The organism is Lysinibacillus sp. FSL P4-0201, assembly GCF_038593425.1.
GTDB lineage: Bacteria > Bacillota > Bacilli > Bacillales_A > Planococcaceae > Lysinibacillus > Lysinibacillus capsici.
Map to the genome: position 1 here is coordinate 442,394 of NZ_CP151995.1, position 23,910 is coordinate 466,303.

Below are 23,910 nucleotides of genomic sequence, written 5' to 3' on the forward strand. Positions count from 1 at the left end.
AGTCTCTTTCTTACTGTAGGATATAGGTTTAGGCGAATAGCTTTTAAAGTGGGGGAATAGGTCGAATGCAACAGAGAAAATTCATCATAACAGTTCTTTTAAGTATCTGTATATGTATTGTCATATTTCTTCCTCTTCAAAAGGTGTTCACCTTTACAGAGACGCGTATAGCCCATCCTAAAGTGCACTACATACCCATTTCAGTTGAGCAAACCTTTCAAATAAGATACACCCACTCCATACATAAGTCAGATGTATTGGAATCCTATCAATATATAAAAGGTAATCGTATTGAAATGCTTGAAATGGAATATGAAGACTTAGCTATTGGCATGCCAAGCTATGCAGAGGAACATCAAACACTTATTCAACGGAACGGTAAATATGTTCTCCGATTTAACAATAGTGCCATACTTGATAATTTTACGATCTATATAGGTGATTTAGATTTAGATCTGGTATTCAATTATGCAGATGAAGAATATGATTTAAAAAAAGATTTACAGAGGGGTAAATCCTATTTATTTGAAATTAAGCGATTGTCACTTTACGAACAGTGGAAAGGAGTAAGGATGAAATGACAACACAGGAAAAATCAAGGAAAGAAGAAAAAGTAGAAGAATTTGAGCAAATCTCTGCTGAAGAGCAACAAGCCATACTTGAAAAATATGATATAGAATCCAATGTAAGAACAATCTCAGGTGTAATGAAGCATGTTATTTTCTTTGGCCTTTTAGCATTTTCGCTATTCCAACTTTACACAGCTATTTTTGGGCAATTTCCTGCTCAAATTCAACGTACCATCCACTTAGGCTTTGGTTTGACATTAATTTTCTTATTATTCCCAGCAAGAAAAAAAGCACCCAAGCATAAAATAGCCTGGTTCGATTATATTTTAGCATTACTAGCTATTGCAGTAGGTTCATATTGGTCTATGAACTATACAGAACTTGTGAATCGCAATGGCTCCATTACGCAGGTAGACTTTATTGTTGGGCTAATAGCTGTTGTACTAGTACTTGAGGCTGCTCGACGTGCTGTAGGGTTGCCTATTACAATTATTGCAATTGCTTTCTTGATTTACGCTTACTATGGCCCGTATTTCCCGGCATTTATGGCGCATAGAGGACAGGATTTGGAGAGTATCGTCAACCTCATGTACTTTACAACTGATGGGATATTCGGCACACCAATTAGTGTATCAGCCACATTTATTTTTGTATTTTTACTATTCGGGGCATTTCTTGTGAAAACAGGGGTTGGCCAGTATTTTAACGATCTAGCAGTTGCACTAGCTGGAAAATTAATTGGCGGTCCTGCGAAGGTAGCTGTATTCTCAAGTGCACTTCAAGGTACAATTTCTGGAAGCTCTGTAGCTAACGTAGTAACGTCAGGCTCTTATACAATTCCAATGATGAAAAAACTAGGCTATCGAAAAGAGTTTGCTGGTGCAGTGGAAGCAGCTGCATCGACAGGTGGTCAACTTATGCCACCGATTATGGGTGCTGCTGCCTTCCTAATGGTTGAATTTATTGGTCGAGGGATTACGTATTGGGATATAGCAAAAGCGGCAGCTATTCCTGCTCTTTTATATTTTACAGGTATTTGGATTATGACACATTTCGAAGCAAAAAGAGTTGGTCTAAAAGGTCTGCGAGACGATCAAATGCCAAATCGTCAAGAGGTATTTAAGAAGATTTACCTTCTCTTACCGATTGTAGCGATTATCATATTAATGCTAACGGGTACACCAGTTATGCATGCGGCATTATATGGAATTATTATATCAATTGGTGTGGCTATGTTTAATAAAGAAACGCGTCTTAAACCAAAAGATGTGATTGATGCATTGGTGGAAGGTGCTCGAACTGCATTAGGTGTAGTTGCAGCTACTGCTTGTGCTGGGATTATTGTGGGTGTCGTTGTAAAAACAGGATTAGGTTTAAGTTTAGCAAATAGCTTAGTAGCTTTAGCTGGTGGTAGTATTATTTTGACACTTATTTTTGTTATGATAGCTTCGCTTATTCTTGGAATGGGTGCACCAACAACAGCAAACTATGTGATAACATCGACAATTGCTGCACCAGCAATTGTGGCTTTATTATCTCCAAATACACCACAAGAATTAGTGCCAGTAGTTGTATTACTATCTGCTCATTTCTTTGTGTTCTATTTCGGTATTATTGCTGATATTACACCACCTGTAGCACTGGCGGCGTTTGCGGCATCAGGTATTTCTGGTGGTGACCCTATCAAAACGGGTGTGAATTCAGCGAAACTTGCGATTGCGGCATTTATTATACCGTATATGATTGTTTTCTCTCCAGCATTATTAATGATTGATACAACCATTCCGCAAATTATTTGGGTAGTATTCACTGCTATCACTGGAATGGTGGCAATGGGTGCTGGTGTGATCGGCTACTGGTATCGTAAACTTTTCTGGTATGAAAGAATTATTATGATTGCTGCGGGGCTATTACTTATCTATCCTGAAAAATTCTCGGATTGGACTGGTTTAGGAATATTTATTGTGATGTTTGTGATCCAATTTTTGTCCCATAAAAAAGGAAATCATCACGATAATACGAAGGAAAAAATGGGAGCTTCAGTATCTTAAATACTTGACTTGCATATAAATCTGCTCAATTAATAACTGGCTAAATATTAGTACAGATGTTAATGAGCAGCTTTTTGTTTTTTAAAGGTAAAATTTTTTAGTAATCATAAGAATCAATGGTATTTTTAATCTGATTTTGAGATAGGTTTTATAGTTATAATGCATAATGTATATAATTTATTGCAATTTACTAAAAATCTATTGTATAATCCTTTTATCAGAAAATTCAATTAATAAGGAGTGGTACAATGGGGAAGTTGTTAAATTCAAAGTTTGAAACGTATTTAATGGATCAAGAATTCGATTTACGTGAAGAAGAAGAGAAAAATGAGGAGCAAATGGTGAATATTCAGTATGAAGAGTATCCAGAAGGGTTTTTTACAAGTTTATAATGAAAATTTGATGGGCTATGTTGAAAGTATACTAACTTTTAGCATAGCCCATTGTATATTATACCTCTATTGATAAATGACTTTTCCAGTGCATATGAATGTAATATATGATTAAAATAAGTGTATTAGGTCTGAAGACATATGTACTTTTCTGAAAAAGATTCATGTATAATGGGAAACAAAAATGCGTATAGAGGTGTAGTTATGTCGAAAGCTTTAACAGTAGAAGAAACGATTTATCAATGGTTTGATCATTTTCATCAACATCCCGAAGTAAGTTGGAAAGAGTTTGAGACTACTAAAAAAATTGCTTCCATACTGGATGAATTGCATGTTAGTTATCGTTTATTAGGTGATATACCAGGATTAATAGCTGAAATTGGGACTGGTAATGAAATTGTTGCAGTACGTGCTGATATTGATGCCTTATGGCAGGAAGTTGATGGGAAGTGGCAAGCAAATCATTCGTGTGGACATGATGCGAATATCTCCATGGTTCTTGGTGCATTATTACTACTGAAAGATCGCACCTTACAACATCGTATTCGTTTCATCTTCCAACCTGCTGAAGAACTAGGAAATGGCGCATGTGCAACGTTTGATAGAGGCGCGGTTGATGGAGTATCACATTTATTTGGTGTACATTTAAGACCAATAGAAGAATTACCACTTGGCAAAGTTTCGCCTGCGATTCATCATGGCGCTGCTTATTTTTTAGAGGGATCTATTCAAGGTATAGATGCACATGGTGCTAGACCACATCAAGGTAAAAATGCCATTGATGTTATTATGGCCGTGCAACAAATGCTACACAGTATTCATTTATCACCATTTGAACCACATTCTGCTAAGTTAACAAAAATCATTGCGGATGGTGGTAGTACAAATATTATTCCAGGTAATGCTAGTTTCTCAATGGATGTTCGCGCACAGCATAATCAACAACTTGAATTGCTGCGCAGTAAAATTGAATCTGGCCTGAAATCAATACAGCAACAATTTGAAATTGATATGAGTTGGAAGTGGATAGATTTCACACCAGGTGCTGAAGTTTCCCCAACTGCTGCGAACATGGCAAAGAATGCCATCATTGAGGCTTTGGGAGAAGGGCATTTAGCAGATGAAATAACTACACCAGGTAGTGATGATTTCCATTTCTATACAGTTAAAAAGCCAGAATTAAAAGCGGCAATGATTGGAATTGGTGCAAATTTAACACCAGGATTACACCACCCTAAAATGACATTTGATCGTAGTGCCTTAATTGATGCTGCGAAAGTACTTGCATGTGTATTAGAAAAAAAGCCTGAATAAAAAAATATTAAAAGCTATATGAAAAAATGTAACTTTTTTTTCATATAGCTTTTTTGCATGAACATTTTTAATGATGCATGGATATTCAAGGTTTGCATTGTTTTTTATTGCTACTTGAAAGCGTTTTATTACGCTAAAATAAAGGGATTTGCTAGGGAAGCATAAATTTTTTGCGTTGACTTTTAATTTTTTGAATATTAAGCTAAAAAACGTAAAAAATTATTTGCGTCTTGAAAAAACCGAAAAGGGATTTGGTGCAAAAAAAGGGGATGGAAAAATGAAAAAGGATATTAATGCGGGCTGGGCACTACTAACTTTTGCAATTATGATTATTACTATGTTGATTACAGTAGTTGTTTTAGAGCAAAGTCCTCACGTACCTCTTCTTGTTGGCACAACTGTAGCAGCAATTGTTGCCAAAATGCATGGATATAAATGGGCAGAAATTGAAGAGATGATGTATAAAGGGATACGTCTGGCATTACCTGCCATTGTTATTATTATTTTAGTAGGTTTGACAATTGGGGCATGGATTGGCGGCGGTGTCGTAGCAACAATGATTTTCTACGGTCTAAAGTTAATTTCTCCAGCGTGGTTCCTTGTGACAATCATGTTGTTATGTTCAATTGTGTCATTAGCTATTGGTAGTTCATGGTCTACAATGGCTACAATTGGTGTCGCGGGTATGGGTATTGGTTTAAGTATGGGTATTCCAGCGGCTATGATTGCTGGTGCTGTTATTTCGGGTTCATACTTTGGAGATAAGATGTCACCATTATCAGATACAACAAATCTAGCAGCAGGATTAACTGGTACAGATCTGTTTGCACATATTAAGCATATGCTTTATACAACGATTCCAGCGTTGATTATTTCACTTGTTGTTTTTGGATTCATGGGTAGAAAATTTGCAGAAGTTTCAATGCAATCTGAAGAAATATTAACAACTTTAAAAGTGATGGAAGAAAGCTTCGTTATTTCTCCTTTACTATTACTTGTTCCTGTGGGAGTTATTGTATTAGTAGCTAAGAAAGTACCAGCAATTCCAGCTTTAATTATAGGGATTGTTTCAGGTTTCTTACTACAGATTTTTGTACAAGGTGGTTCAGCTGCAAGTGCTGTACAAGCATTACAGGCAGGCTTTGAAATCTCAACAGGTAATCACATGGTGGATGATTTATTTAACCGTGGTGGTCTAGACTCGATGATGAATACGGTTTCAATGACGATTGTAGCGATGACATTTGGTGGTATTTTAGAGTATTCAGGAATGTTAAAGGCATTGATGAATGTAATTGTGAAGTTTGCTAAATCTACAGGAAGTCTTATTGCTTCAACGATTGCAGCTTGTGTAACAACCAACGCAACATGTTCTGAGCAATATATCTCAATTGTTGTTCCTTCACGTATGTTCGCGGGTGTCTATCAACAACGTGGTTTACATTCTAAAAACCTCTCTCGTGCATTAGAGGATGGGGGAACATTAACATCTGTTTTCTTCCCTTGGAATACTTGTGGTGTGTTTATTTTAGCTACTTTAGGTGTAAGTGCAATGGAATATGCACCTTATGCAATTCTTAACTTTACTGTACCGATTATTTCTATTATCTATGGATATATTGGATTTGCTATTGTTAAATTAACGCCAGAAGAAATAGCAGAAGCTGAGAAGCGTAAAAAGGCGCAAGAAGCTGAAAATACGGATAATTTGGTAATGGTTGACTAAAATAAAAATTCTCGTAGATTCATGTGTATCTACGAGAATTCTTTTATGAGGCAGTTTAGTAAGTTGCAAAATTCAATTGATAAATTTTACGAGGACGTCCTTGTTGATGGGTCATTTCTTCACCAACAATATTTACATAGCCATTATCAACTAATTTTTTAATAATACGCTCTGTAGTACGTCGTGTTACTTGGAGGTATTCAGAAAGATTTTGAGATGTAAATTGAGCTGACTGTCGTTCGTTACTGAAATTGATTATTTTAGAAATATTTAATGGACTTAAACTTGTAAGCTTAGCCATTTGTAAAACATAAGGATCATCGGTTTTTAAAGAAATTTTACCTTCTGTATTAGGGAAAGGCCCTAATAAGTTTTTATGTTCATCAAGAATATAAATCTCAAAAGGTTTAGTAAACGTTAAAGCATGCTGAGCATTTTGTGTGGCCTCCAAAATGGAATAGCCATAGCCAAATGCTAGCTTAAAAGGTTGTTCAACTTGCTGTATGAGCTGCTCTAAGTTTTCCTTTTCGAGAGCATTTTGAAGATGTCCAGCAGTTGTGTATAGCTCAAAGGAATGCGTTGAAATTTGCTTAAAAGTTGAAAAGGTAGCTTTCGCAATTTGACTTAAAACAGTTGATTCAATGGAAGTATTTTTAGGGATTTCTAAGAGACCCACTACAGCCTTGAAAGCTTCTGACTTGGTTAATAGTGATTTTGATTTTGTTTCTTCAAGGCATTGAATAATAGATTTGGTAGCATCTAACATACGCATTGACGGTATTTGAAGTGCTTGTAATTCATCAAATACACTATGAATACTTGTAATGACAAAATCAATACTTTTTGAATTCCACAGGGCGATATGGCGTTTTAAAATATTCTCAGTTGGTTCAGTAATCGAAATATGCTGAACATGTGGCTTTTGACCATGAAATTCTATTTCTGCTAAAACATTATCAACGAATGCAGGATTCATTACATCAATGGATATCCTGTCGATAGCTACAGCATGTTTGGCTACTAATGATAACAATGTTGTAGAAATGGTTGTTTCATCTTGCTTAATATAATTCCAAGGTATTGGAACTTCTGAAAGTAATGTTTGTGTGTGTAGATAAGGTAACGTTCCTCCAAATAATATTGCATCACACGGTTTTATTTGCTTCATTAAAGTAGGCGCTTCAGAGGGGTGGCTGTAAAGATAAAATTCTAATTGAATATCGGTTATGTTTTGTGCGATACTAATAATACGTTTCATAAATGCTTTTGAACATATAATCGCTATTTTGGTAGACATGGACATCACTCCTTTTCTATTTTTTTAAACATTTAGCGACGTATTAGCGACAACTTTAACGACGAAGGAGACTGATTAAGATGAAAATTAAACAAGTAGAAATTTTTGCTATACATTTACCGCTAATTGATCCATTCATCATTAGTTATGCTACATATGATACAATGCCTTCCATTATTTTAAAAGTAACTGCCGATACAGGTGTGGTAGGGTATGGTGAAGCTGTTCCTGATGAACATGTAACAGGTGAATCATGGGAAAGTACATATGCTGTACTAAAACATCAGCTAGTCCCAGCTATTATTGGGGAAAGTCCAATGGCCTTTGAAAAGCTACACGATAAAATGAATAAAGTTGTGAAAGATGTACCAGCAGCAAAAGCAGCGATCGATATTGCTTGCTTCGATATTGCTGGAAAAGCCTTAGGGGTGCCTGTATACCAACTTTTAGGTGGACGTTATCATGAAAAATTCCCAATCACACATGTACTAAGCATTGGAACACCTGAAGCAATGGCAGAAGAGGCAGCTAATCGAGTAGAAATGGGCTATCACTCTTTTAAAATGAAGGTAGGTACAGAGGTACTTCGTGATGTAGCCCGTATAAAAGCGGTACGTGAGCGAGTAGGCGAAGACATTGCTATTCGAGTGGATGTAAATCAAGGTTGGGGTAATGCAGCCACTACTTTACAAGGTTTACGTGCTATGAAAGATTTAAATATCGATTGGCTAGAGCAACCTGTCGATAGCGAAGACATTGATGGAATGGTGGAAATTAAATCAAAGTCTGATGTGACATTAATGATTGATGAAGGACTACGAGGCGTACGTGAAATGCGTGAAATTATAGCCAAGCGTGCAGCAGATAAAGTAAATATTAAATTAATGAAGTGTGGTGGCATCTATCCTGCTATGAAGCTTGCTGTTATGGCGGAAATGGCAGGAATTGAATGTCAAGTTGGTTCCATGGTAGAGTCGTCAGTTGGTTCTGCTGCAGGCTTCCATGTAGCATTTTCTAAGAAGATTATGACGAGTGTAGAACTAACGGGTCCATTAAAATTCTCAAAGGATGTTGGGAACTTACATTATGATGTACCATTTATTTGCTTAAATGAAAAACCGGGATTAGGTTTAGATGTAGATGAAGCTGTCATCCAGGAATTATGTAAGTTTTCAACTGTTGTCACAGCCTAAGGAGGCGTAATATGGAAATTATCTATGATGGTATGCTTGGTGAGACACCGTTTTTTGTTATAAAATTAACACTCCAACATTTACAACAAATTGAAGAGCTACAAGTTGAGGTTTATGAAGCTTTAGCAGACCAAAGTATCCTACAACCCTTAAGCACAGAGGAATTTGAGTATATTTTAAATGGTCATGGAATGATGATAGGTGCTTATGTAGGGGAAGAATTAATCGCCTTTCGTGCACTGTTAAACCCGCCAATTGATGAAGAACACCTTGGCTATGATTGTGGGATTGCAGGAAACGAATTTCAACGTGTTTTATATCAGGAAATATCGAATGTTTCACCAAAATATCGAGGTTACGGATTACAGAAAACATTAGCTACAGTAGTGATGGAAAATATCGATTTAGAAAAATACGATTATGTTTGCTCCACTGTAAAGCCATATAATATTCCGAGCTTAAAGGATAAATTCTCGCAAGACCTCGTTATTAAAGGATTAAAAATTAAATATGTAGATAAGCTTCGTTATATTTTTTATAAAGACTTACGACAAGAGATGTCCCCGAATTTTACTGAAAAACAAGTGATATCGATGGGAGACACAACTGCGCAACAGCAACTTTTAAAACAAGGTTTCCTTGGCACGTCTATGTTTGAAGAAAACAACGATTGGTTTGTAGTATACGAAAAATAAAGCACAAAGCCTTACCATTCACATGAATTTGTGGAAGGTAAGGCTTTTTTAAAAGGCTCTATTATTTTTTCATTGGGCAAAAACCACAAGCCATTAAACCTGGGATATCTTTAGAAAAACAGCATGATTTTCTTACAGGAACGTTGACTAAATTAGTCGGGCTAAGACCACCTGTATATTGTGCCCACCAAGATTTATTGGAGAAGCGTGCCCATGTTTTTGGGTCCTCTAAAGCCTCAATATCCTCCATGGCTTGATCGGCTAAGCCAGGATTAGATAATAATATATGATAATGCCATAGCAAATAGCCGAAGAAATTTTCCCAAATGGTAAGGGGGGAGATGGAGGTTACTTTACGAAGCTGTTGGACAATGACATGGCCATCGTAAAGAATTTTCTCAATAACAGCTTGGCGTTCATCTTCCTCAACGTAGCGCCAATCATTTGGATTAGCAAACATGGCAACAGTAAAGCTATTAAATTCCTTTGCAGCATCAAAACGCAATTCAAGTGGCTTACCATCCCATACTTCGTCATAAGCGGCAAGCATATAAAATTGCATAGCAAAAAACATTCCATAGCGGCGTGCAAAGTGAGAAATAGCGGCTGTTTCTGTTGCTGCATCTGTTATACCCATCATAAGGTTTAAAAAATCAGGATGGTAAAAGTCTTTATGTATATCAGCTAAAGTAAATAAAGTCCGCTTAGGTTCAGTTGTATAAATACTGTAAGAGTTTAATTGTTGAACTTGATCCATTGTTAAAGCTGGCATAGTTATCCTCTTTTCCTTTGAACATCTGTTAACTTCATTATAAAGTAATCATTTTTGCTTCACAAATGGAATATCATGTAGTAAAATACATTAAACATATCAGAAAGGTAGGTTTTAGGGTGTCGCAACTTCATACAATTCCAAGACCACTTGTTAGACTGAACCAGTGGACTATTCTTCTGAGTGTCATTTTATCATGGGTAACAGGAATTACCTGGATATTAGTAATTCCACTAGCTGCAAATTTACTAGGTATTTTATGCAACTATAACCCGATACTTCGTGTAGGGAAGCTCTTTTTAACAAAGGCTCCATCTACATATATACCAGAGGATGCTCAGCAGCAAAAATTTAATTCAAGTATTGCTAGCCTTTGTTTAGCAGCTGGTTTATTAGGTTATCTGTTACATTGGCAGGTTGTTGGTCATATCTTTACTGGCCTGGTTGCAATTGCATCATCCATCGCAATAGCAGGCTTTTGTATAGGCTGTTTTTTACATTTTCAGTTGAAGCAATGGCAGTACCGACGCTCATTAAAAAAATCTTTTTGAAAAAGTAAAAAAATTATTAGATTATGATTGACATTTTAATTGATAATGATTATCATTATCGTATAAAGATTATTCCTCGTCTACAATACAGTGTAGAGAGGATGAACTTTAGCTACTTTTCTCCAGAAGTTTGCTAGTTCATGATTACGCTCCTAAAACCCCCCTCATTTTTTGGGAACGTGAAAATCTCAGACGACTTATTCTAAATTTAGAATAGAGTCGTCTTTTTTTTGTAAAAAAACAGCCCATAAAATGGACTGCTAAGAAGTTGTGTTTTGTTGCACAGCATTCTTTTTCCCGATAATCATTGTATAGTAACTATGTAATAGCATACCAACAATGATAACTCCGAGACCTGTAAGTGCAATAGGGTTAGGGAAGGCAATTCCTAATAGTAATACCTCACCTATAATAACGAAAAGAATTTCTGTTGACTGAGTTGCTTCCACAGCAGCTAGCTTGCCTTGATGGTCTCTTACGCGATCCGTTGCTATGAAAAATAAAACTGTTGCTATAACGCCTGAGCTAATTCCAACAAGCAATGATTGAAACATTTGACTTGCTGAGGGAAGTCCTACTGTAAGAACGGCATAAATAGCTATGATGATCCATGCTGGCATTGAAGCAATGGTCATTCCTAACACCCGCTGAAAAGTATCGATTCGGCCCCCACAAACTTCCATCATTTTACGATTGCCGAGAGGATAAGCAAAAGCTGCAACGATGACAGGTAAAATACCAAGCATTAAACTTCTAAACGATACTGATTGTGCATGAGGTATTTGTATAAGCAAAATACCTACTAAAATGACGCATGAAATAAGCAAGGATATGAAAGGTATTTTTTGTCGCACTGTTTTACCAGCAATGATCGATACAAAAAGAGGAGCTAATAATACACCAGCAACGATTGTAAACTGCCATGTACCTGAAACCAACCAACCTGGACCAAAAGCAGCAGCAAATGTTAATGGCGCGTAAAATAAAACAAATCCAACAAAGCTCCAAAGTAGCCATGCTATAGGCTGTGCTTTTATTTCACCAGAAAGCTGTGAAAAGCCCTTACGATAAAAGACAATGATAAGCAAGAAAGGGAGCATAAAAAAATAGCGTAATGATGCACTCCATAGCCAACTACCACCTTGCATTTCCATTGCGTGATTTAAAATAAATGTTACGGCAAAGAAAAGGGAAGCTAAAATACCTAATGCAATTTCTTTCATAAACATCACCTCAATTTGAGTTTATAACCTCAAACCCTTTATGTAATTTGAAAATTCAGTAATTATGGCTGAAAAAATTACGAAGAGAGGAAAAACCTCTCTTCGTAGCTATGAAAATTTTTCATGATTCCTTAGGTAAATGCGTATAGAAATAAGCTCACTCAAAATTAAAACTATTATTTTGCTTGCTGTTCAAAAAGCTGAACGATTTCTATGATAACTTGAGTTGCTTTTTCCATTGTTTCAGCGGATACATATTCGAATTTGCCATGCATGTTTTCGCCACCAGCGAAAATATTTGGTGTCGGTAGGCCCATATAAGATAATTGTGAGCCATCTGTACCGCCACGAATTGGCAGGGTATTCGGTGTAATATCTAATTTTTCCATTGCAGTACGTGCAATGTCAACAATTTCTTTTACAGGCTCAATTTTTTCACCCATATTGTAGTATTGATCTTCAATGGTAATACTCAGTGCATGCTCACCAAATTGTGCTTGAATTTTAGCTGCAGCATCACGCATTAATTGTTTTTTCTCTTCAAACTTTTGGCGATCATGGTCACGCACGATATAAGATAGCTCAGTATGCTCAAGAGCCCCTTTAAAGTTCATTAAATGAATGAAACCTTCATAACCTTCTGTCTTTTCAGGAACTGCGTCAGCAGGCATTTCATTTTGGAAAGCAATAGCCATTGTAATAGCATTCACCATTTTATTTTTTGCTGAACCAGGATGGACGCTAGTGCCTTTTGTAATTACTTTTACGCCAGCGGCATTGAAGCTCTCGAATTGTAGTTCGCCAAGTGGTCCACCATCCATAGTATAGGCATAGTCTGCACCGAAAGCGGCGACATCAAATTTATGTGGTCCACGACCGATTTCTTCATCTGGCGTGAAGGCTACACGGATTTTACCATGCTTAATAGTAGGATTTTTAATGAGGTACTCCATTGCCGTCATAATTTCAGCAATCCCTGCCTTATCGTCAGCGCCTAATAAAGTAGTACCATCTGTTGTAATAAGTGTTTGGCCTACATAGTTTTTAAGCTCTGGGAAGTCAGTCGGAGACATAATTAAGTTTTCGTTTAACTGAATATCTCCACCATCATAATTATCTACACGCTGTGGCTTCACATTTGTGCCTGTATAGTCAGTAGCTGTATCAACATGGGCTAAAAAGCCGATAGTTGGTACTTCTTTTTCTGTATTAGCTTCTAATGAGGCAAATAAATAGCCATTTTCATCTAATGTAATGTCTGTTAAACCAATTTCTGCAAGTTCGTCTTTTAAAACATGTAATAGGTCAAATTGTTTTTGTGTAGAAGGAGTTGTTTCGCTTGTGAAGTCTGATTGTGTATCAATTTTTGCATAGCGTATTAATCGCTCAATTACTTGTTCTTTCATAAGTATGGCCTCCTAATGTATATATGTTAAAATTCTTTGTGCTTTTACAAAGCCGATTCTAGGCGCAATTATGTCTTGGCATAATCGATATTATTGTAACACTTTACTTCGGATTTCGGAATATTGAAGGATACTTAAAGCAATAAGTAATTGGGCGCTATAATAAGTCAGCATGATAATTTCATGAGAAAATGCTAGTGGCATGACAAATTTGTTAATAGCTAAATAAGAATCAGATGCAATAAATAATATTGCACCACTTGTTGCCAGAGTAGATCCAGTTTTAATAGCTGTCCATCCCATTGTGAGTATCACAGAAATGTAGGCGATTACTGCAATACCAAGTATGGTTTCACCTGTTTTAAAGACAGATCCCGCAATCCATATAGCCATACTTGCTCCATAGAGTAATAATAGTATTTTAGCCCAAGTTGGTACATGCCGCTCATTTGCAGTAGAGAAAGCAAAAATATAAAAGATATGCCCAATAAGAAAGCTAGTTAGACCGATTAAAAACCACTGCAATGTATAGTCTCCAATCATGCAAAATACAAGCCCAGCAATAATCAAAAGTTGGTATTTTTTAATATGTAATGGCTTCTGAATCGCAGCTAAAATAATGATGAGCAACATTGGAATCACTTTAAAGATGAGTTTTAAACTTTCAGCAATATGGGAAAAGAGAAAAATATAATAAAGACCCAATAAAATAATGACACTGATTAATAATTTTTTTAACAAATTTTTCAGCTCCTTTCCTTTTGAAATTCAATATTTATGGTAGAATTCCTTTCTGTACAACGTATGTATGAAACTTTTTTAGTATGTAACCGTAAAGTAAGTAGTGAGAAAGAAGAAGAGAGGATGAACCAAATGACTAAGCTACTGATAGCTTCAGCAGTCATTGCATTGATCGCAAGTGTGCTAGTGACACCGCTTATTACGAAGAAGCGAGAAGATGGACAATCGAAAAAGGTAATAGGATACTTTTTTATTGGAGTCTTTGTACTAGGGTTTTTAGCCACAGGGATTACGTTATATGTAACAAAAATTGATGTAAATTGGCTTGTTTTTTGGCCTGCTATTATTTTATTAACGTTAGTGGGTGCTCTGCTAGCAAGTGGTATCGAAAGGAAAATAAAAGGTGTTTTATTTTTAGCAAGTCTAGGTGTAGCTGTGTATGTTTTATCAGCACCTTTATGGAATGCTAATGAAAAATTTAAGTCATCCGAAATGAAGGAAGAAGTTGAAATAAAACCATTCGATGAGACACAAACACCTGCAAGTGTACCACCGAAATTTGCTCGCAATAAAATGAAGAAGGCTTTCGGTCAAGTGCCAAATACGAGCTACTATGAATTAGGACGCTTACAAATTCAAAAAGTGAAGGGCGAATATGTTTATATCGCACCAGTTGAATTTTCTGGATTCTTTAAATGGATGAACGGTGGTACAACACCTGGTTACTTCATAATGAGTGCTACAGATTCTGCGGATAATCCTAAATTTATAAAAGAGGAAATGAAATATGTACCTTCCGCATATTTAAATGCTAATTTAGAACGTCATATTCGTTTACAACACCCATTCCTTATTTTTTATGGTGATGTACAGCTGGAAGTAGATGATGAAGGAAAGCCATACTATATTCGCTCATATGGGGAATTTATTTCTGCGCGTAATGGCTTTGATGTAAAAGGAATTGTCTTGGTTGATGCGCTGACGGGGAAATCAGAGGTCATTAAACTGGATCAAATACCTGAATTTATTGATGGTGCTGTATCACCAGAGACAGTAAGTTTACAAAACAGTTATTTCGGTAATTATGTACATGGTTTTTGGAATAGTATGTTTGGTAAAAAGGATGTAAAGATTCCTTCTGATGAAGGAACAGAATCGAATGTTAGCCCGATTTTCGATGAGAAGGGTGATATGTATTACTTTACAGATTTTACAAGTCCTAAAGAAGGTGTAGATTCAATGTTAGGCTATTCACTAACAAACGCACGAACAGGGGATGCAACATACTATACAGGGAATCAAGACTCAAGTTATATGGATTCACAAGGTAATTTACAAATAATAGAGAAGAAATTTATTGAGAAAAAGTGGAGTGGCGAAATGCCAGTGTTGTATAACTTTTATGGAGAAGCGAGCTGGCTGACAGCGGTGCTAGATTCCAATGGTTTCTTACAAAACTATTTTATTGTTTCTGCAGCCAATCCTGAAATTTCCGTTTACGCTACTACTCCTAAGGAGGCATTGAAATTATATAAAACAGCCTTAAGTCGAGGAGGAAATACTGTAGATGGTAGCTCAAGTGCTGAGGAAAAACAAATAAGTGGTAAGGTATTACGTGTATATAAAGAACGTCTAGGCGATTTTACAACTGTATCTTTCTTATTAAACAATGGTGAAAATTATTTAGTGAGTGCCGAAACAGAACCTTTAGCAATTTATTTACAGGAGGGTGATGAGGTAATACTCACTTATGGAGATACAGGAGAGCAGTTCCTACCAGTTCGCTCTCTTATAATTAGAGGACTACAATAAAAGAACAAAAGACGATCTTGTTATTACGAAGATCGTCTTTTTTATGTAGCTTGCCCTTGAACATAGGTAAGCATCTTTTCTCTATGGTTCATAAATAGTCTTTTTGCATGATCATTTAGTGTAAAGATTTCTTGTATATACCCCTGTAACAATTTATCTTCATATTCAAAAGCGTGGCTTTGAGTGTTTTCTAAAATATAGGATAATAAAAGAGCATGCAAGACAACTACTTCTAAATTCTGTGTATTCGTAACGAATTTTAAATTGAGTATAGTAGTATGAGAAACGAACTGATTGACATAATCAATGGGTTTTTTATATACTTTCAAATCAATATGTGGCTCGAGTCTTTTTCTTAATTGGGTGCATTCATTATTTAAGTCTTCAATTTTTAAGAATAAACCTCTTACACTTCTCTTATGCTGTTGTTCTAAGGTGCGAGCAAGATGTTTATTGATATTGGACATTGTTTCTAAAACTCCTTTCTTTAATAGGTATCATTTATTAATATGAATGGAATAGCTGGAAAAGGAAAGAGTCTTTTCGTTTAATTTAAGGTTAGATTTATAGAAGTAATTGTGGCAATATCCCTAGATTGAATATATATAGGTAATATTTTTATGTAAAAAATGGAATTATTATCATACGATAGTAACTCCATTCTCGTTAATTTATTTCCAATTAAACCCTTTAGTTGCTAAAAACTCTTTGATATGCGGACGTCGTTGTTCAATTAAAAAATCAGCCATCTGTTTTGTCCAGTTATCAATTTTTCTGTTAGACGAACGGCTGTTATAATATATTTCCATTTCCTCGTTGTAGGCTGGTAAAAGTTCTTCATATTTTTCAACACTGTATTCATTTTCATGTAATACAGCAGATACAGGTAAACGAGGTTTTACCTCATTGCGACGTGCAGGAACGCCGATTGTTAGCCCGAATAATGGGAAAACATGGTCAGGCAGATTAAATAATTCACTGATTTCAGAAGGTTTATTGCGTACACCTCCAATATAGCAAATGCCATAACCCATTGACTCTGCCGCAATAACAAAATTCTGTGCAAACAATGATACATCTGCTACCCCGACAAGGACATTTTCAGCTGAATCAGCTACAATATCCACTCCTTCTAGTTTCCCAGCCATTTGAAGTCGCTTGAAATCTACGCAAAAAACAAATGCCCCACCTGAAGTTTCATATTGACGTGGATTACCAGAGAGTAAGCCTAATTTTTCCTTTTTATCTGCATCTGTTACCCATATTACACTATAGGCTTGCACAAAATGTGATGTTGCAGCCATTTGTGCTGTTCCAATTAAATCTTCAATGATTTCTTTTGAAATCGGTTCTCCATCATAGATGCGTACCGAGGAATGGCTACGTAATAGTTCTTTAACCATTAAAAACTCTCTCCTTTGTGTCTGTTCTATACCTTGAGCATAGCACGCTTTTCTAGCAAAATCGAATAATGAGGAACAAAAAGTTATTTATAAATAATTTATAAATGACGAAATTATCTCGTAAAGTAAAATATTTCATTTGATATAGATTAAATATTCTAAATAGTATAAAATTATAGAAGCGACTGTTTATTTGGTTGTGCTACCAAAAAATTACATGATCTTTATTCACAAATGTTTAGACAGCATTAGCTATTAGGTAATGAAATCCTCCTGGAATAAAGATACATTCTCTGACGGATGTCACAGATTTACTGGAACCAAATATGCAAGTTGAACAAAAATAAAGTGGAATGGAGGAATAGGGAATGGAAGAAAAGTTAGCGAAAAAGCTTCGTCATGAACAATTACGAAGCAAGGTTGTAACAGCAGAAGAAGCAGCTTCTTGGATTAAGGATGGCATGGTATTAGGGATGAGTGGATTCACACGTGCTGGTGATGTAAAGGTTGTACCTCTTGCACTTGTAGAGAAAGCAAAAAAAGAGGATTTTCAAGTAGATGTCTTTACAGGTGCCTCACTTGGACCTGAGGTAGACCAATATTTAGCAGAAGCAGGGGTCATACGTAAGCGCGGTCCTTTCCAAGCAGATGCTGGCATTCGTAATAAAATCAATAGCGGTGATATCACATTTGTCGATGCCCATCTTTCCCATAATGCTGAGCTTGTTCGTCAAGGCATTATTGGACCAATTGATTTTGCGATCATAGAAGCGGCTGCTATTACAGAAGAAGGCTTATTAATTCCTACAACTTCAGTTGGTAACTCTCCTATTTTTGTGCAAGAAGCAGACCAAGTCATCATTGAATTAAACGTAGCACAGCTTGATGCATTAGAAGGTATACATGATATTTATGTACCTGCACAACAAGGAAAACGTGATCCAATTCCTTTACAGAATGTCTCTGATCGTCTTGGTATAATTGGAATTCCACTAGATTTAGATAAAGTAAAAGGCATCGTCATTTCGGATATATTAGATGCGCCATCAACGATTGTCCCTGCAGATGAAGAGACAGATGTTATGGCTAATCACTTATTAAATTTCCTACGTGAAGAGATTAAAGTAGGTCGCTTAACAACAAGTTTGCGTCCAATTCAATCTGGGGTAGGTTCAGTAGCAAATGCTGTATTGCTAGGCTTTAAAGACTCTGAGTTTGAGAACTTAGAAGTTTATTCAGAAGTTCTCCAAGATGCAGTATTTGAATTAATGGATGCAGGGAAAGTGAATTTTGCATCTGCTACTTCTATTACCCTTTCTGAGCAAGTAGGAAACCGTGTTTATGGGAATTTTGAAAAATATGCTGATAAATTAGTGTTGCGCCCTCAAGAAATTTCAAATCAGCCTGAAATTATTCGTCGACTCGGATTAATTTCAGTGAATACGGCATTGGAATTAGATATTTACGGCAATGTGAATTCCACACATGTTTCTGGTACAAAGATGATGAATGGTATCGGAGGGTCTGGTGACTTTGCTCGTAATGCACGTTTAGGAATTTTTGTAACAAAGTCTTATGCTAAGGGTGGAGATATTTCGAGTATTGTCCCAATGGTCTCACATGTGGATCATACGGAGCATGATGTTGATGTCATTGTAACTGAACAGGGCGTAGCAGATTTACGAGGACTTGCTCCAAAAGAACGAGTGGGACTTATCATTGATAATTGTGCACATCCTGATTATAGGGAGCAGCTGTGGCAGTACTTTAATGATGCCAATGAGGCAACGGGTGGACATCACACACCACATGACCTAGAAAAAGCACTATCATGGCACGTTAACTATGCGAAAAACGGTACGATGAAGGATCCTGCTTTTACGAAACAATAGTCTTATCTTAAAAGCCTTGAAGGACAGATAGTCTGTTTCTTCAAGGCTTTTACGTTTTAATTTAATGAAAGTTCTATAATAATCCAATCCATTTCCAATAAGTTGCAGAGAACAAAAGTACGAGAAGGAAACCGATAATGGTTAATGGAATTCCAGATTTCAAGAAATCCTTTGTTGTAAAGGAGCCTGTACCATAGGCAAGCATGTTTTGTGGTGCACTAATTGGTAATAGGAAGCCAAAGCTTATGACGAATTGTTGCACAATAACAAAACCAACTTGATCAACATTAGCCGTTAATGTGGAGGCTAAAACGATAAACACAGGTATAAGTGCTGAGGCTAAGCTAGTTGCGCTTGCAAAACCTAAATGAATCAAAATGTTAAATAAAGTTACGAGTGCGATGGTTGCTAGTAAAGGCATAGTATCTAGCCCAAGTGAACCAAAAACTTTATCTGATAACCATGCAGCACCTTGCGTATTTAGTAAAATGGTTCCTAACATAATGCCTACCGCAAAGACGATAATTGTCCCCCATGGAATATGAGGCTCAACTTCCTTCCATGAATACACACCGATTTTAGGCATTAATAGAATCGCGATAGCAATAATTGTGACTGTTGTCGTATCAAATGGATGTAGCTTCCCTTCAGTTGCCCAGAAAAATAGTAAAACTACGGATGTAATGATTAAACGAATTTCAGGAGCCTTTAATGGGCCAAGCTCTGCAAGCTGTTTTTTGATGACCTCTTTACCACCTTCGATATTGCTAGTCTCAGGTTTAATTAAAGCAATCATAATGAAAAATAAAAAGATCGACATAATAATTGAGAAGGGGGCTGCATAAAGTAGCCAAGCACCCCATGAAATATCCACATTAAATTGCTCTTGGATAAAGTTTAAAGCCACCATATTTTGAGCTGCTGCAGTTTTAATACCAATATTCCAAATGGAAACGGCTTGTACCGAAGTAATAACTAATAAGGCAGCAAGCCGACTATCACGTGGTAAACCAAATGCTGCCACCATTCCAAGCAAAATCGGTACTACTGCGCCAGCTCGTGCTGTAGCAGAAGGTACAAAAAATGCGAGGACGATAGAGACTAAAATAGCGCCAAATACGATAGCTTTTGTTTTCGTTCCTACCAGTGAAAGAATCCAAAGTGCAAGTCGTTTATGTAGATTAGTAATTTGCATTGCTGCGGCTAGAAAAAGAGCTGCTGCTACTAAAGCAACGGCAGAATTACTAAAGCCACTTAAAGATAATTTTAATGCGCTAGCTGTTCCTAGCTCTGTAGTTGGATTATCCATTGACGGAGCGAGTCCTAGTAAAACAGTTACTAGTGCAATGATCATGGCCGAGCTCACAGGATATGAAACGGCCTCTGTAACCCAAAGGATGACTGCAAAAGCTAAAATGGCTAAAGCTCGTTGCCCAGCTATAGGTAAATCACCATTGTTAGGTAAAAAGGTAATAATGATTAGTAACGCGAATGCCAAGCCAATCCATAGTGGCTTTAAATTAAGTTTTGTAGCTGCTTGCTTTGGTGAAGACATATTTTCTCATCCTTTCTACGATAAAAATGACGATTATTATCCATAACATCGGCCTGTATAATGTTTTATTGAGATAAGAATATGTCTATTTTATTGTAGAAAAAAATCTATGTGAAAATGGTGTTTTTTACAGCAATATGAGTAGATAAAGAGAAAAAATACGGTCACAAAAAATACAAAAATATCCATTAAATATTATTCCTTTTTCTTAAAGGCAGAAGTTACTTTAGGCTCTGTTCCATTGACTAATCGTTTAATATTTTCGAGGTGCAGGATGATGGCTATGCCAAAAAAAAGAAGAGCTATAATGGTTGGGCCAATGCCAGGAATCCATAAATAAGTTGCTGTACAAAACACGAGATAAAATTCTAGAACACCTACAATTAAATAATTTGTTGCAAAGGATAAAATAACAAATAAAATAAGTGCAAATAAACCAATCTTCCAATCAACAGCAAGTAAAATACCAATGATGGAGGCCGTTCCTTTCCCGCCGTTGAAGCCCATGTAGAAGGGGAAATTATGACCTAAAATAACCCCAGCAGCCATAATATAAGTAAGCAGCCAAATTTGTTCTTCTGTTAAATGAATAGCGTCCGCTAGATAAAAATGTGCACCTATAATAGCGACAACGCCTTTGCCTATATCGATGAGGGCTACTAAAACGCCATACTTCCAGCCAAGGGAAAGAGTGGCATTAGAGGCACCAGCATTACCGTGGCCAGCCTTTTTTAAATCAACCCCCGATAAAAATTGAGCCACTTTAGAGCCGTGAATACAGCCTATTATATAGCCAATCATAAGAAAAATGATCACGGCCTTTACCATAAAAATACTCCTCTCGAAATTTTTTCTAAAATAGTGTATGCGTTCATATTACGTATAAGAGCAGACAGAAGTTTCGGAAAAAATAAAATTTACATGTTGACAGAAAAAAACTCTATGTTTATACTGTGTAACAACGATGGAAATTGAATCTCATACTCTTATCAAGAGCGGCGGAGGGATAGGCCCTATGATGCCCGGCAACCAGTAAGCAATGAGCTTACTAAGGTGCTAATTCCTACAGATTCTTACTTGGATCTGGCAGATAAGGGGAGGAAAACTTGCAACCGCAACCCTCTTCTTAGCTGAAGAGGGTTTTTGTTTTCTACAGAAAAATCCTCCTCATCTCCGGTACCATCGTAAAAAAATAACCATTTGGAGGTACACAATGACAAATTTTAAACCAGAAACATTGCTGTTGCATGGTGGTCAAGAGCCAGACCCAGTGACGGGATCTCGCACAGTTCCAGTCTATCGCTCAACTGCTTTCGTATTTAAAGACACTGCTCATGCGCAACGTCTTTTTGCCTTAGAGGAAGCAGGGAACATTTACACACGAATTACCAATCCAACAGTTGATGTGTTTGAAAAACGTGTGGCTTTATTGGAAGGTGGAACAGCAGCAGTAGCACTTTCATCTGGTGCAGCAGCTATCGCATTTTCCATTTTAAATCTAGCTGGAGCTGGTGATGAGATAGTAGCAGCTAGTTCTTTATATGGTGGTACGTATAATTTATTCGCTAACACATTACCAAACTATGGTATTAAAACAATTTTTGTAGATGAAACAAACCCAGAGAATTTCAAAGCAGCGATTACTGATAAAACAAAAGCTGTTTTTGCAGAGGTTTATGGTAATCCAAGTTTAAAGGTTTTAGATATTGAGGCAGTAGCTAAAATTGCACATGATAATGGTCTACCATTAATTATTGACAGCACGTTCGCTTCTCCTTACGGTTCTACACCTATTGAATACGGCGCAGATGTTGTAGTTCATTCAGCAACTAAATGGATAGGAGGTCATGGTACAACTTTAGGGGGCGTTGTTGTAGACGCTGGTAAGTTTGATTGGACTAGCGGTCGATTCCCTGGTTTTACTGAACCAGATGCCTCTTACCATGGTCTACGTTATGGAATTGATACAGCTTCTGCTGCCTTTGCTACAAAGCTACGTGTACAACTATTACGTGATTTTGGTCCAACATTAAGTGCTGATGCTGCTTTTAATTTATTGCAAGGGTTAGAAACGCTTCATCTGCGTATCCCTAAACACAATGAAAATGCATTGGCAGTGGCTGAGTATTTACAAAACCACCCATTTGTGGAGTATGTAAATTATAATGGCCTAGAAGATTTTCCGACACATGAGTTAGCAAAAAAATATTTAAGAAATGGCTTCGGTTCAGTGCTTACATTTGGCATAAAGGGTGGACGAGAAGCTGGGCGAAAGCTTATTGATAGCGTGAAATTATTTTCACATGTAGCAAATGTAGGTGATGCAAAGTCATTAATTATTCATCCAGCTTCCACTACTCATCAGCAACTATCAGCAGACGAATTAGTTCAAGCTGGTGTAACCGAGTCGCTCATTCGCTTATCCATCGGTTTAGAGGCAGTAGAGGATATTATTGCTGATTTAGATCAAGCCATTACACAGGCTACAACAACTGAACAAACAGTAGAAGCTTAAAGTTTAAAGAAAATGGTAAGATGTTGTGACGTTAACGTATTTTCTCATTCGATTAGCCTCATTTGGTAATGCGTTAAACGTTGCTACATCAATCTATTACTGCACCCGTTAATTATCAGAACCTTATAAAAAACAATACCAAGTAATTTTATATGTATTATTGACTTTGTTAAATCCATGTTATATACTAGGAAATAAGTTAACAGTACGAAAATTTTTTTAAAAAAGGTAAATGTTTTCATAAGTGCTCCCCCACTTTTGAATATATAGAAGAGTAGTTGCCTAGCCAGTGACTACTCTTCCCAAAAACTGATGATAAAGGAGTGTTTAAAATGGGTAACATCTATAGTGCGCAAAACATTGTATCCTATCTAATATATGAGCTAAATGAAGGGCATGTATTTGTCAACAATAAATCCATTCAACACCTTCTTACATCAGTCGAAAGAAAATGGCAGGAAGTATTTGGTCATACAGCATTTCAAGAACATGTTTTTACTGAAAAGGACTTTACTGTAAAGGAAGTATTTGAGGCATATGAACAGTACGGTGTGAGCCATATCTCACTTCCTGCGACAGAGTTTTACTTGAAGTATGGTACATTTCAATTAGTGGAACGTACGTATGCAATACCAAATTTTACAGAAGAAGAGATTAGTCTTGTTCAACAAGCTTTAGCACAATATCGTTATCAATTGCTTTCAAAAGCAAGTTAAAACCCCCTCATATTTTTAAGCTCATTCTCTGCTGCTACAGGGAATGAGTTTTTTCTTTAAAGGGATTGTTATGAGTGTCTGAGCATA

At 36.5% G+C, this 23,910-nt stretch carries 21 protein-coding genes and 1 riboswitch; of the genes, 12 read left to right on the plus strand and 9 right to left on the minus strand.

The genetic code is table 11. The features are described from left to right. Positions 1–65 precede the first annotated feature (65 nt). The 5 genes from MKY76_RS02255 (at position 66) to nhaC (ending at position 6,052) form a co-directional block, all read left to right on the plus strand. Positions 66–581 (plus strand): DUF1850 domain-containing protein, encoded by a 516-nt coding sequence (locus tag MKY76_RS02255; protein ID WP_257961690.1) that lies wholly within the window; start codon positions 66–68, stop codon positions 579–581. Then, positions 578–2,620 carry a TRAP transporter permease gene (locus MKY76_RS02260; RefSeq protein ID WP_257961689.1) on the plus strand — a complete coding sequence of 681 codons (2,043 nt, stop codon included), beginning with the start codon at positions 578–580 and terminating at the stop codon, positions 2,618–2,620. Before MKY76_RS02255 ends, MKY76_RS02260 begins: the two co-directional genes overlap by 4 nt. 248 nt (positions 2,621–2,868) lie before the next feature. Next, on the plus strand, positions 2,869–3,012 hold the full coding sequence (locus tag MKY76_RS02265) for a hypothetical protein (RefSeq protein ID WP_167444843.1): 144 nt from the start codon (positions 2,869–2,871) through the stop codon (positions 3,010–3,012). Between the two features lie 204 nt (positions 3,013–3,216). After that, positions 3,217–4,326, plus strand: a complete 1,110-nt coding sequence (locus tag MKY76_RS02270) for an amidohydrolase (RefSeq protein WP_257961688.1) — start codon at positions 3,217–3,219, stop codon at positions 4,324–4,326. 277 nt (positions 4,327–4,603) lie between these two features. After that, positions 4,604–6,052 (plus strand): Na+/H+ antiporter NhaC, encoded by a 1,449-nt coding sequence (gene nhaC / locus MKY76_RS02275; RefSeq protein WP_048393453.1) that lies wholly within the window; start codon positions 4,604–4,606, stop codon positions 6,050–6,052. Positions 6,053–6,107: 55 nt separating this feature from the next. Here the strand turns inward: nhaC and MKY76_RS02280 are convergent, their stop codons facing one another. Continuing rightward, the gene (locus tag MKY76_RS02280; RefSeq protein WP_319839869.1) at positions 6,108–7,349 is read right to left on the minus strand and encodes a hypothetical protein; all 1,242 of its coding nucleotides are present in this window, start codon (positions 7,347–7,349) and stop codon (positions 6,108–6,110) included. An 80-nt stretch (positions 7,350–7,429) separates the two neighbouring features. On the opposite strand from MKY76_RS02280, the gene MKY76_RS02285 reads away from it, so the two are divergent. Further along, the gene (locus tag MKY76_RS02285; protein WP_342557367.1) at positions 7,430–8,542 is read left to right on the plus strand and encodes a dipeptide epimerase; all 1,113 of its coding nucleotides are present in this window, start codon (positions 7,430–7,432) and stop codon (positions 8,540–8,542) included. 11 nt (positions 8,543–8,553) lie between these two features. Beyond that, positions 8,554–9,237, plus strand: coding sequence for a GNAT family N-acetyltransferase (locus MKY76_RS02290; protein ID WP_342557368.1), 684 nt, complete (start codon positions 8,554–8,556; stop codon positions 9,235–9,237). 61 nt (positions 9,238–9,298) lie between these two features. Here the strand turns inward: MKY76_RS02290 and MKY76_RS02295 are convergent, their stop codons facing one another. Continuing rightward, on the minus strand, positions 9,299–10,009 hold the full coding sequence (locus tag MKY76_RS02295; RefSeq protein WP_004229768.1) for a Fe-S oxidoreductase: 711 nt from the start codon (positions 10,007–10,009) through the stop codon (positions 9,299–9,301). A gap of 119 nt (positions 10,010–10,128) precedes the next feature. Between MKY76_RS02295 and MKY76_RS02300 the strand changes: the two genes are divergently transcribed. After that, positions 10,129–10,560, plus strand: a complete 432-nt coding sequence (locus MKY76_RS02300; protein WP_048393265.1) for a DUF4395 domain-containing protein — start codon at positions 10,129–10,131, stop codon at positions 10,558–10,560. Positions 10,561–10,820: 260 nt separating this feature from the next. Here the strand turns inward: MKY76_RS02300 and MKY76_RS02305 are convergent, their stop codons facing one another. The 3 genes from MKY76_RS02305 to MKY76_RS02315 all read right to left on the minus strand — a co-directional run bounded on the left by MKY76_RS02305 (position 10,821) and on the right by MKY76_RS02315 (position 13,930). Continuing rightward, on the minus strand, positions 10,821–11,783 hold the full coding sequence (locus tag MKY76_RS02305) for a multidrug resistance efflux transporter family protein (protein ID WP_342557369.1): 963 nt from the start codon (positions 11,781–11,783) through the stop codon (positions 10,821–10,823). A gap of 176 nt (positions 11,784–11,959) precedes the next feature. Beyond that, positions 11,960–13,189, minus strand: coding sequence for a peptidase T (gene pepT / locus MKY76_RS02310; protein WP_315059314.1), 1,230 nt, complete (start codon positions 13,187–13,189; stop codon positions 11,960–11,962). Between the two features lie 90 nt (positions 13,190–13,279). Then, the gene (locus MKY76_RS02315) at positions 13,280–13,930 is read right to left on the minus strand and encodes a lysoplasmalogenase (RefSeq protein WP_279493753.1); all 651 of its coding nucleotides are present in this window, start codon (positions 13,928–13,930) and stop codon (positions 13,280–13,282) included. 132 nt (positions 13,931–14,062) lie between these two features. Between MKY76_RS02315 and MKY76_RS02320 the strand changes: the two genes are divergently transcribed. Further along, a complete protein-coding gene (locus MKY76_RS02320) occupies positions 14,063–15,742 on the plus strand; it encodes a tripartite tricarboxylate transporter TctB family protein (RefSeq protein ID WP_112117199.1) in 1,680 nt (559 codons plus the stop codon). Between the two features lie 41 nt (positions 15,743–15,783). Here MKY76_RS02320 and MKY76_RS02325 read toward each other — a convergent pair whose 3' ends face one another. Both MKY76_RS02325 and chrR read right to left on the minus strand, forming a co-directional pair. Further along, positions 15,784–16,209 carry a hypothetical protein gene (locus tag MKY76_RS02325; RefSeq protein ID WP_269897425.1) on the minus strand — a complete coding sequence of 142 codons (426 nt, stop codon included), beginning with the start codon at positions 16,207–16,209 and terminating at the stop codon, positions 15,784–15,786. A 204-nt stretch (positions 16,210–16,413) separates the two neighbouring features. Further along, positions 16,414–17,145, minus strand: coding sequence for a class II chromate reductase ChrR (chrR, locus tag MKY76_RS02330; protein WP_342557370.1), 732 nt, complete (start codon positions 17,143–17,145; stop codon positions 16,414–16,416). 368 nt (positions 17,146–17,513) lie between these two features. Between chrR and MKY76_RS02335 the strand changes: the two genes are divergently transcribed. After that, entirely contained in the window at positions 17,514–19,037 is a 1,524-nt protein-coding gene (locus MKY76_RS02335) for a succinate CoA transferase (protein WP_048393275.1), read from the plus strand. Between the two features lie 73 nt (positions 19,038–19,110). Here MKY76_RS02335 and MKY76_RS02340 read toward each other — a convergent pair whose 3' ends face one another. Beyond that, positions 19,111–20,592 carry a DASS family sodium-coupled anion symporter gene (locus MKY76_RS02340; protein ID WP_048393276.1) on the minus strand — a complete coding sequence of 494 codons (1,482 nt, stop codon included), beginning with the start codon at positions 20,590–20,592 and terminating at the stop codon, positions 19,111–19,113. Between the two features lie 195 nt (positions 20,593–20,787). After that, positions 20,788–21,420 (minus strand): glycerol-3-phosphate acyltransferase, encoded by a 633-nt coding sequence (locus MKY76_RS02345; RefSeq protein ID WP_342557371.1) that lies wholly within the window; start codon positions 21,418–21,420, stop codon positions 20,788–20,790. Between the two features lie 155 nt (positions 21,421–21,575). Then, positions 21,576–21,689: riboswitch (SAM riboswitch) on the plus strand. Positions 21,690–21,805: 116 nt separating this feature from the next. On the opposite strand from MKY76_RS02345, the gene MKY76_RS02350 reads away from it, so the two are divergent. Both MKY76_RS02350 and MKY76_RS02355 read left to right on the plus strand, forming a co-directional pair. Next, positions 21,806–23,107, plus strand: a complete 1,302-nt coding sequence (locus MKY76_RS02350; protein WP_048393279.1) for an O-acetylhomoserine aminocarboxypropyltransferase/cysteine synthase family protein — start codon at positions 21,806–21,808, stop codon at positions 23,105–23,107. A 332-nt stretch (positions 23,108–23,439) separates the two neighbouring features. Then, positions 23,440–23,823, plus strand: coding sequence for a hypothetical protein (locus tag MKY76_RS02355; protein ID WP_048393282.1), 384 nt, complete (start codon positions 23,440–23,442; stop codon positions 23,821–23,823). The last annotated feature ends 87 nt before the right edge of the window (positions 23,824–23,910 follow it).

Bases quoted from the DNA above. Each gene is read 5' to 3' on its own strand.
- MKY76_RS02290 (WP_342557368.1), top strand. From the start codon at position 8,554: ATGGAAATTATCTATGATGGTATGCTTGGTGAGACACCGTTTTTTGTT.
- pepT (WP_315059314.1), bottom strand. From the start codon at position 13,189: ATGAAAGAACAAGTAATTGAGCGATTAATACGCTATGCAAAAATTGAT.
- MKY76_RS02340 (WP_048393276.1), bottom strand. From the start codon at position 20,592: ATGTCTTCACCAAAGCAAGCAGCTACAAAACTTAATTTAAAGCCACTA.
- MKY76_RS02255 (WP_257961690.1), top strand. From the start codon at position 66: ATGCAACAGAGAAAATTCATCATAACAGTTCTTTTAAGTATCTGTATA.
- MKY76_RS02345 (WP_342557371.1), bottom strand. From the start codon at position 21,420: ATGGTAAAGGCCGTGATCATTTTTCTTATGATTGGCTATATAATAGGC.
- MKY76_RS02305 (WP_342557369.1), bottom strand. From the start codon at position 11,783: ATGAAAGAAATTGCATTAGGTATTTTAGCTTCCCTTTTCTTTGCCGTA.
- nhaC (WP_048393453.1), top strand. From the start codon at position 4,604: ATGAAAAAGGATATTAATGCGGGCTGGGCACTACTAACTTTTGCAATT.
- MKY76_RS02295 (WP_004229768.1), bottom strand. From the start codon at position 10,009: ATGCCAGCTTTAACAATGGATCAAGTTCAACAATTAAACTCTTACAGT.
- MKY76_RS02260 (WP_257961689.1), top strand. From the start codon at position 578: ATGACAACACAGGAAAAATCAAGGAAAGAAGAAAAAGTAGAAGAATTT.
- MKY76_RS02280 (WP_319839869.1), bottom strand. From the start codon at position 7,349: ATGTCTACCAAAATAGCGATTATATGTTCAAAAGCATTTATGAAACGT.
- MKY76_RS02335 (WP_048393275.1), top strand. From the start codon at position 17,514: ATGGAAGAAAAGTTAGCGAAAAAGCTTCGTCATGAACAATTACGAAGC.
- MKY76_RS02325 (WP_269897425.1), bottom strand. From the start codon at position 16,209: ATGTCCAATATCAATAAACATCTTGCTCGCACCTTAGAACAACAGCAT.
- MKY76_RS02355 (WP_048393282.1), top strand. From the start codon at position 23,440: ATGGGTAACATCTATAGTGCGCAAAACATTGTATCCTATCTAATATAT.
- chrR (WP_342557370.1), bottom strand. From the start codon at position 17,145: ATGGTTAAAGAACTATTACGTAGCCATTCCTCGGTACGCATCTATGAT.
- MKY76_RS02270 (WP_257961688.1), top strand. From the start codon at position 3,217: ATGTCGAAAGCTTTAACAGTAGAAGAAACGATTTATCAATGGTTTGAT.
- MKY76_RS02265 (WP_167444843.1), top strand. From the start codon at position 2,869: ATGGGGAAGTTGTTAAATTCAAAGTTTGAAACGTATTTAATGGATCAA.
- MKY76_RS02320 (WP_112117199.1), top strand. From the start codon at position 14,063: ATGACTAAGCTACTGATAGCTTCAGCAGTCATTGCATTGATCGCAAGT.
- MKY76_RS02350 (WP_048393279.1), top strand. From the start codon at position 21,806: ATGACAAATTTTAAACCAGAAACATTGCTGTTGCATGGTGGTCAAGAG.
- MKY76_RS02285 (WP_342557367.1), top strand. From the start codon at position 7,430: ATGAAAATTAAACAAGTAGAAATTTTTGCTATACATTTACCGCTAATT.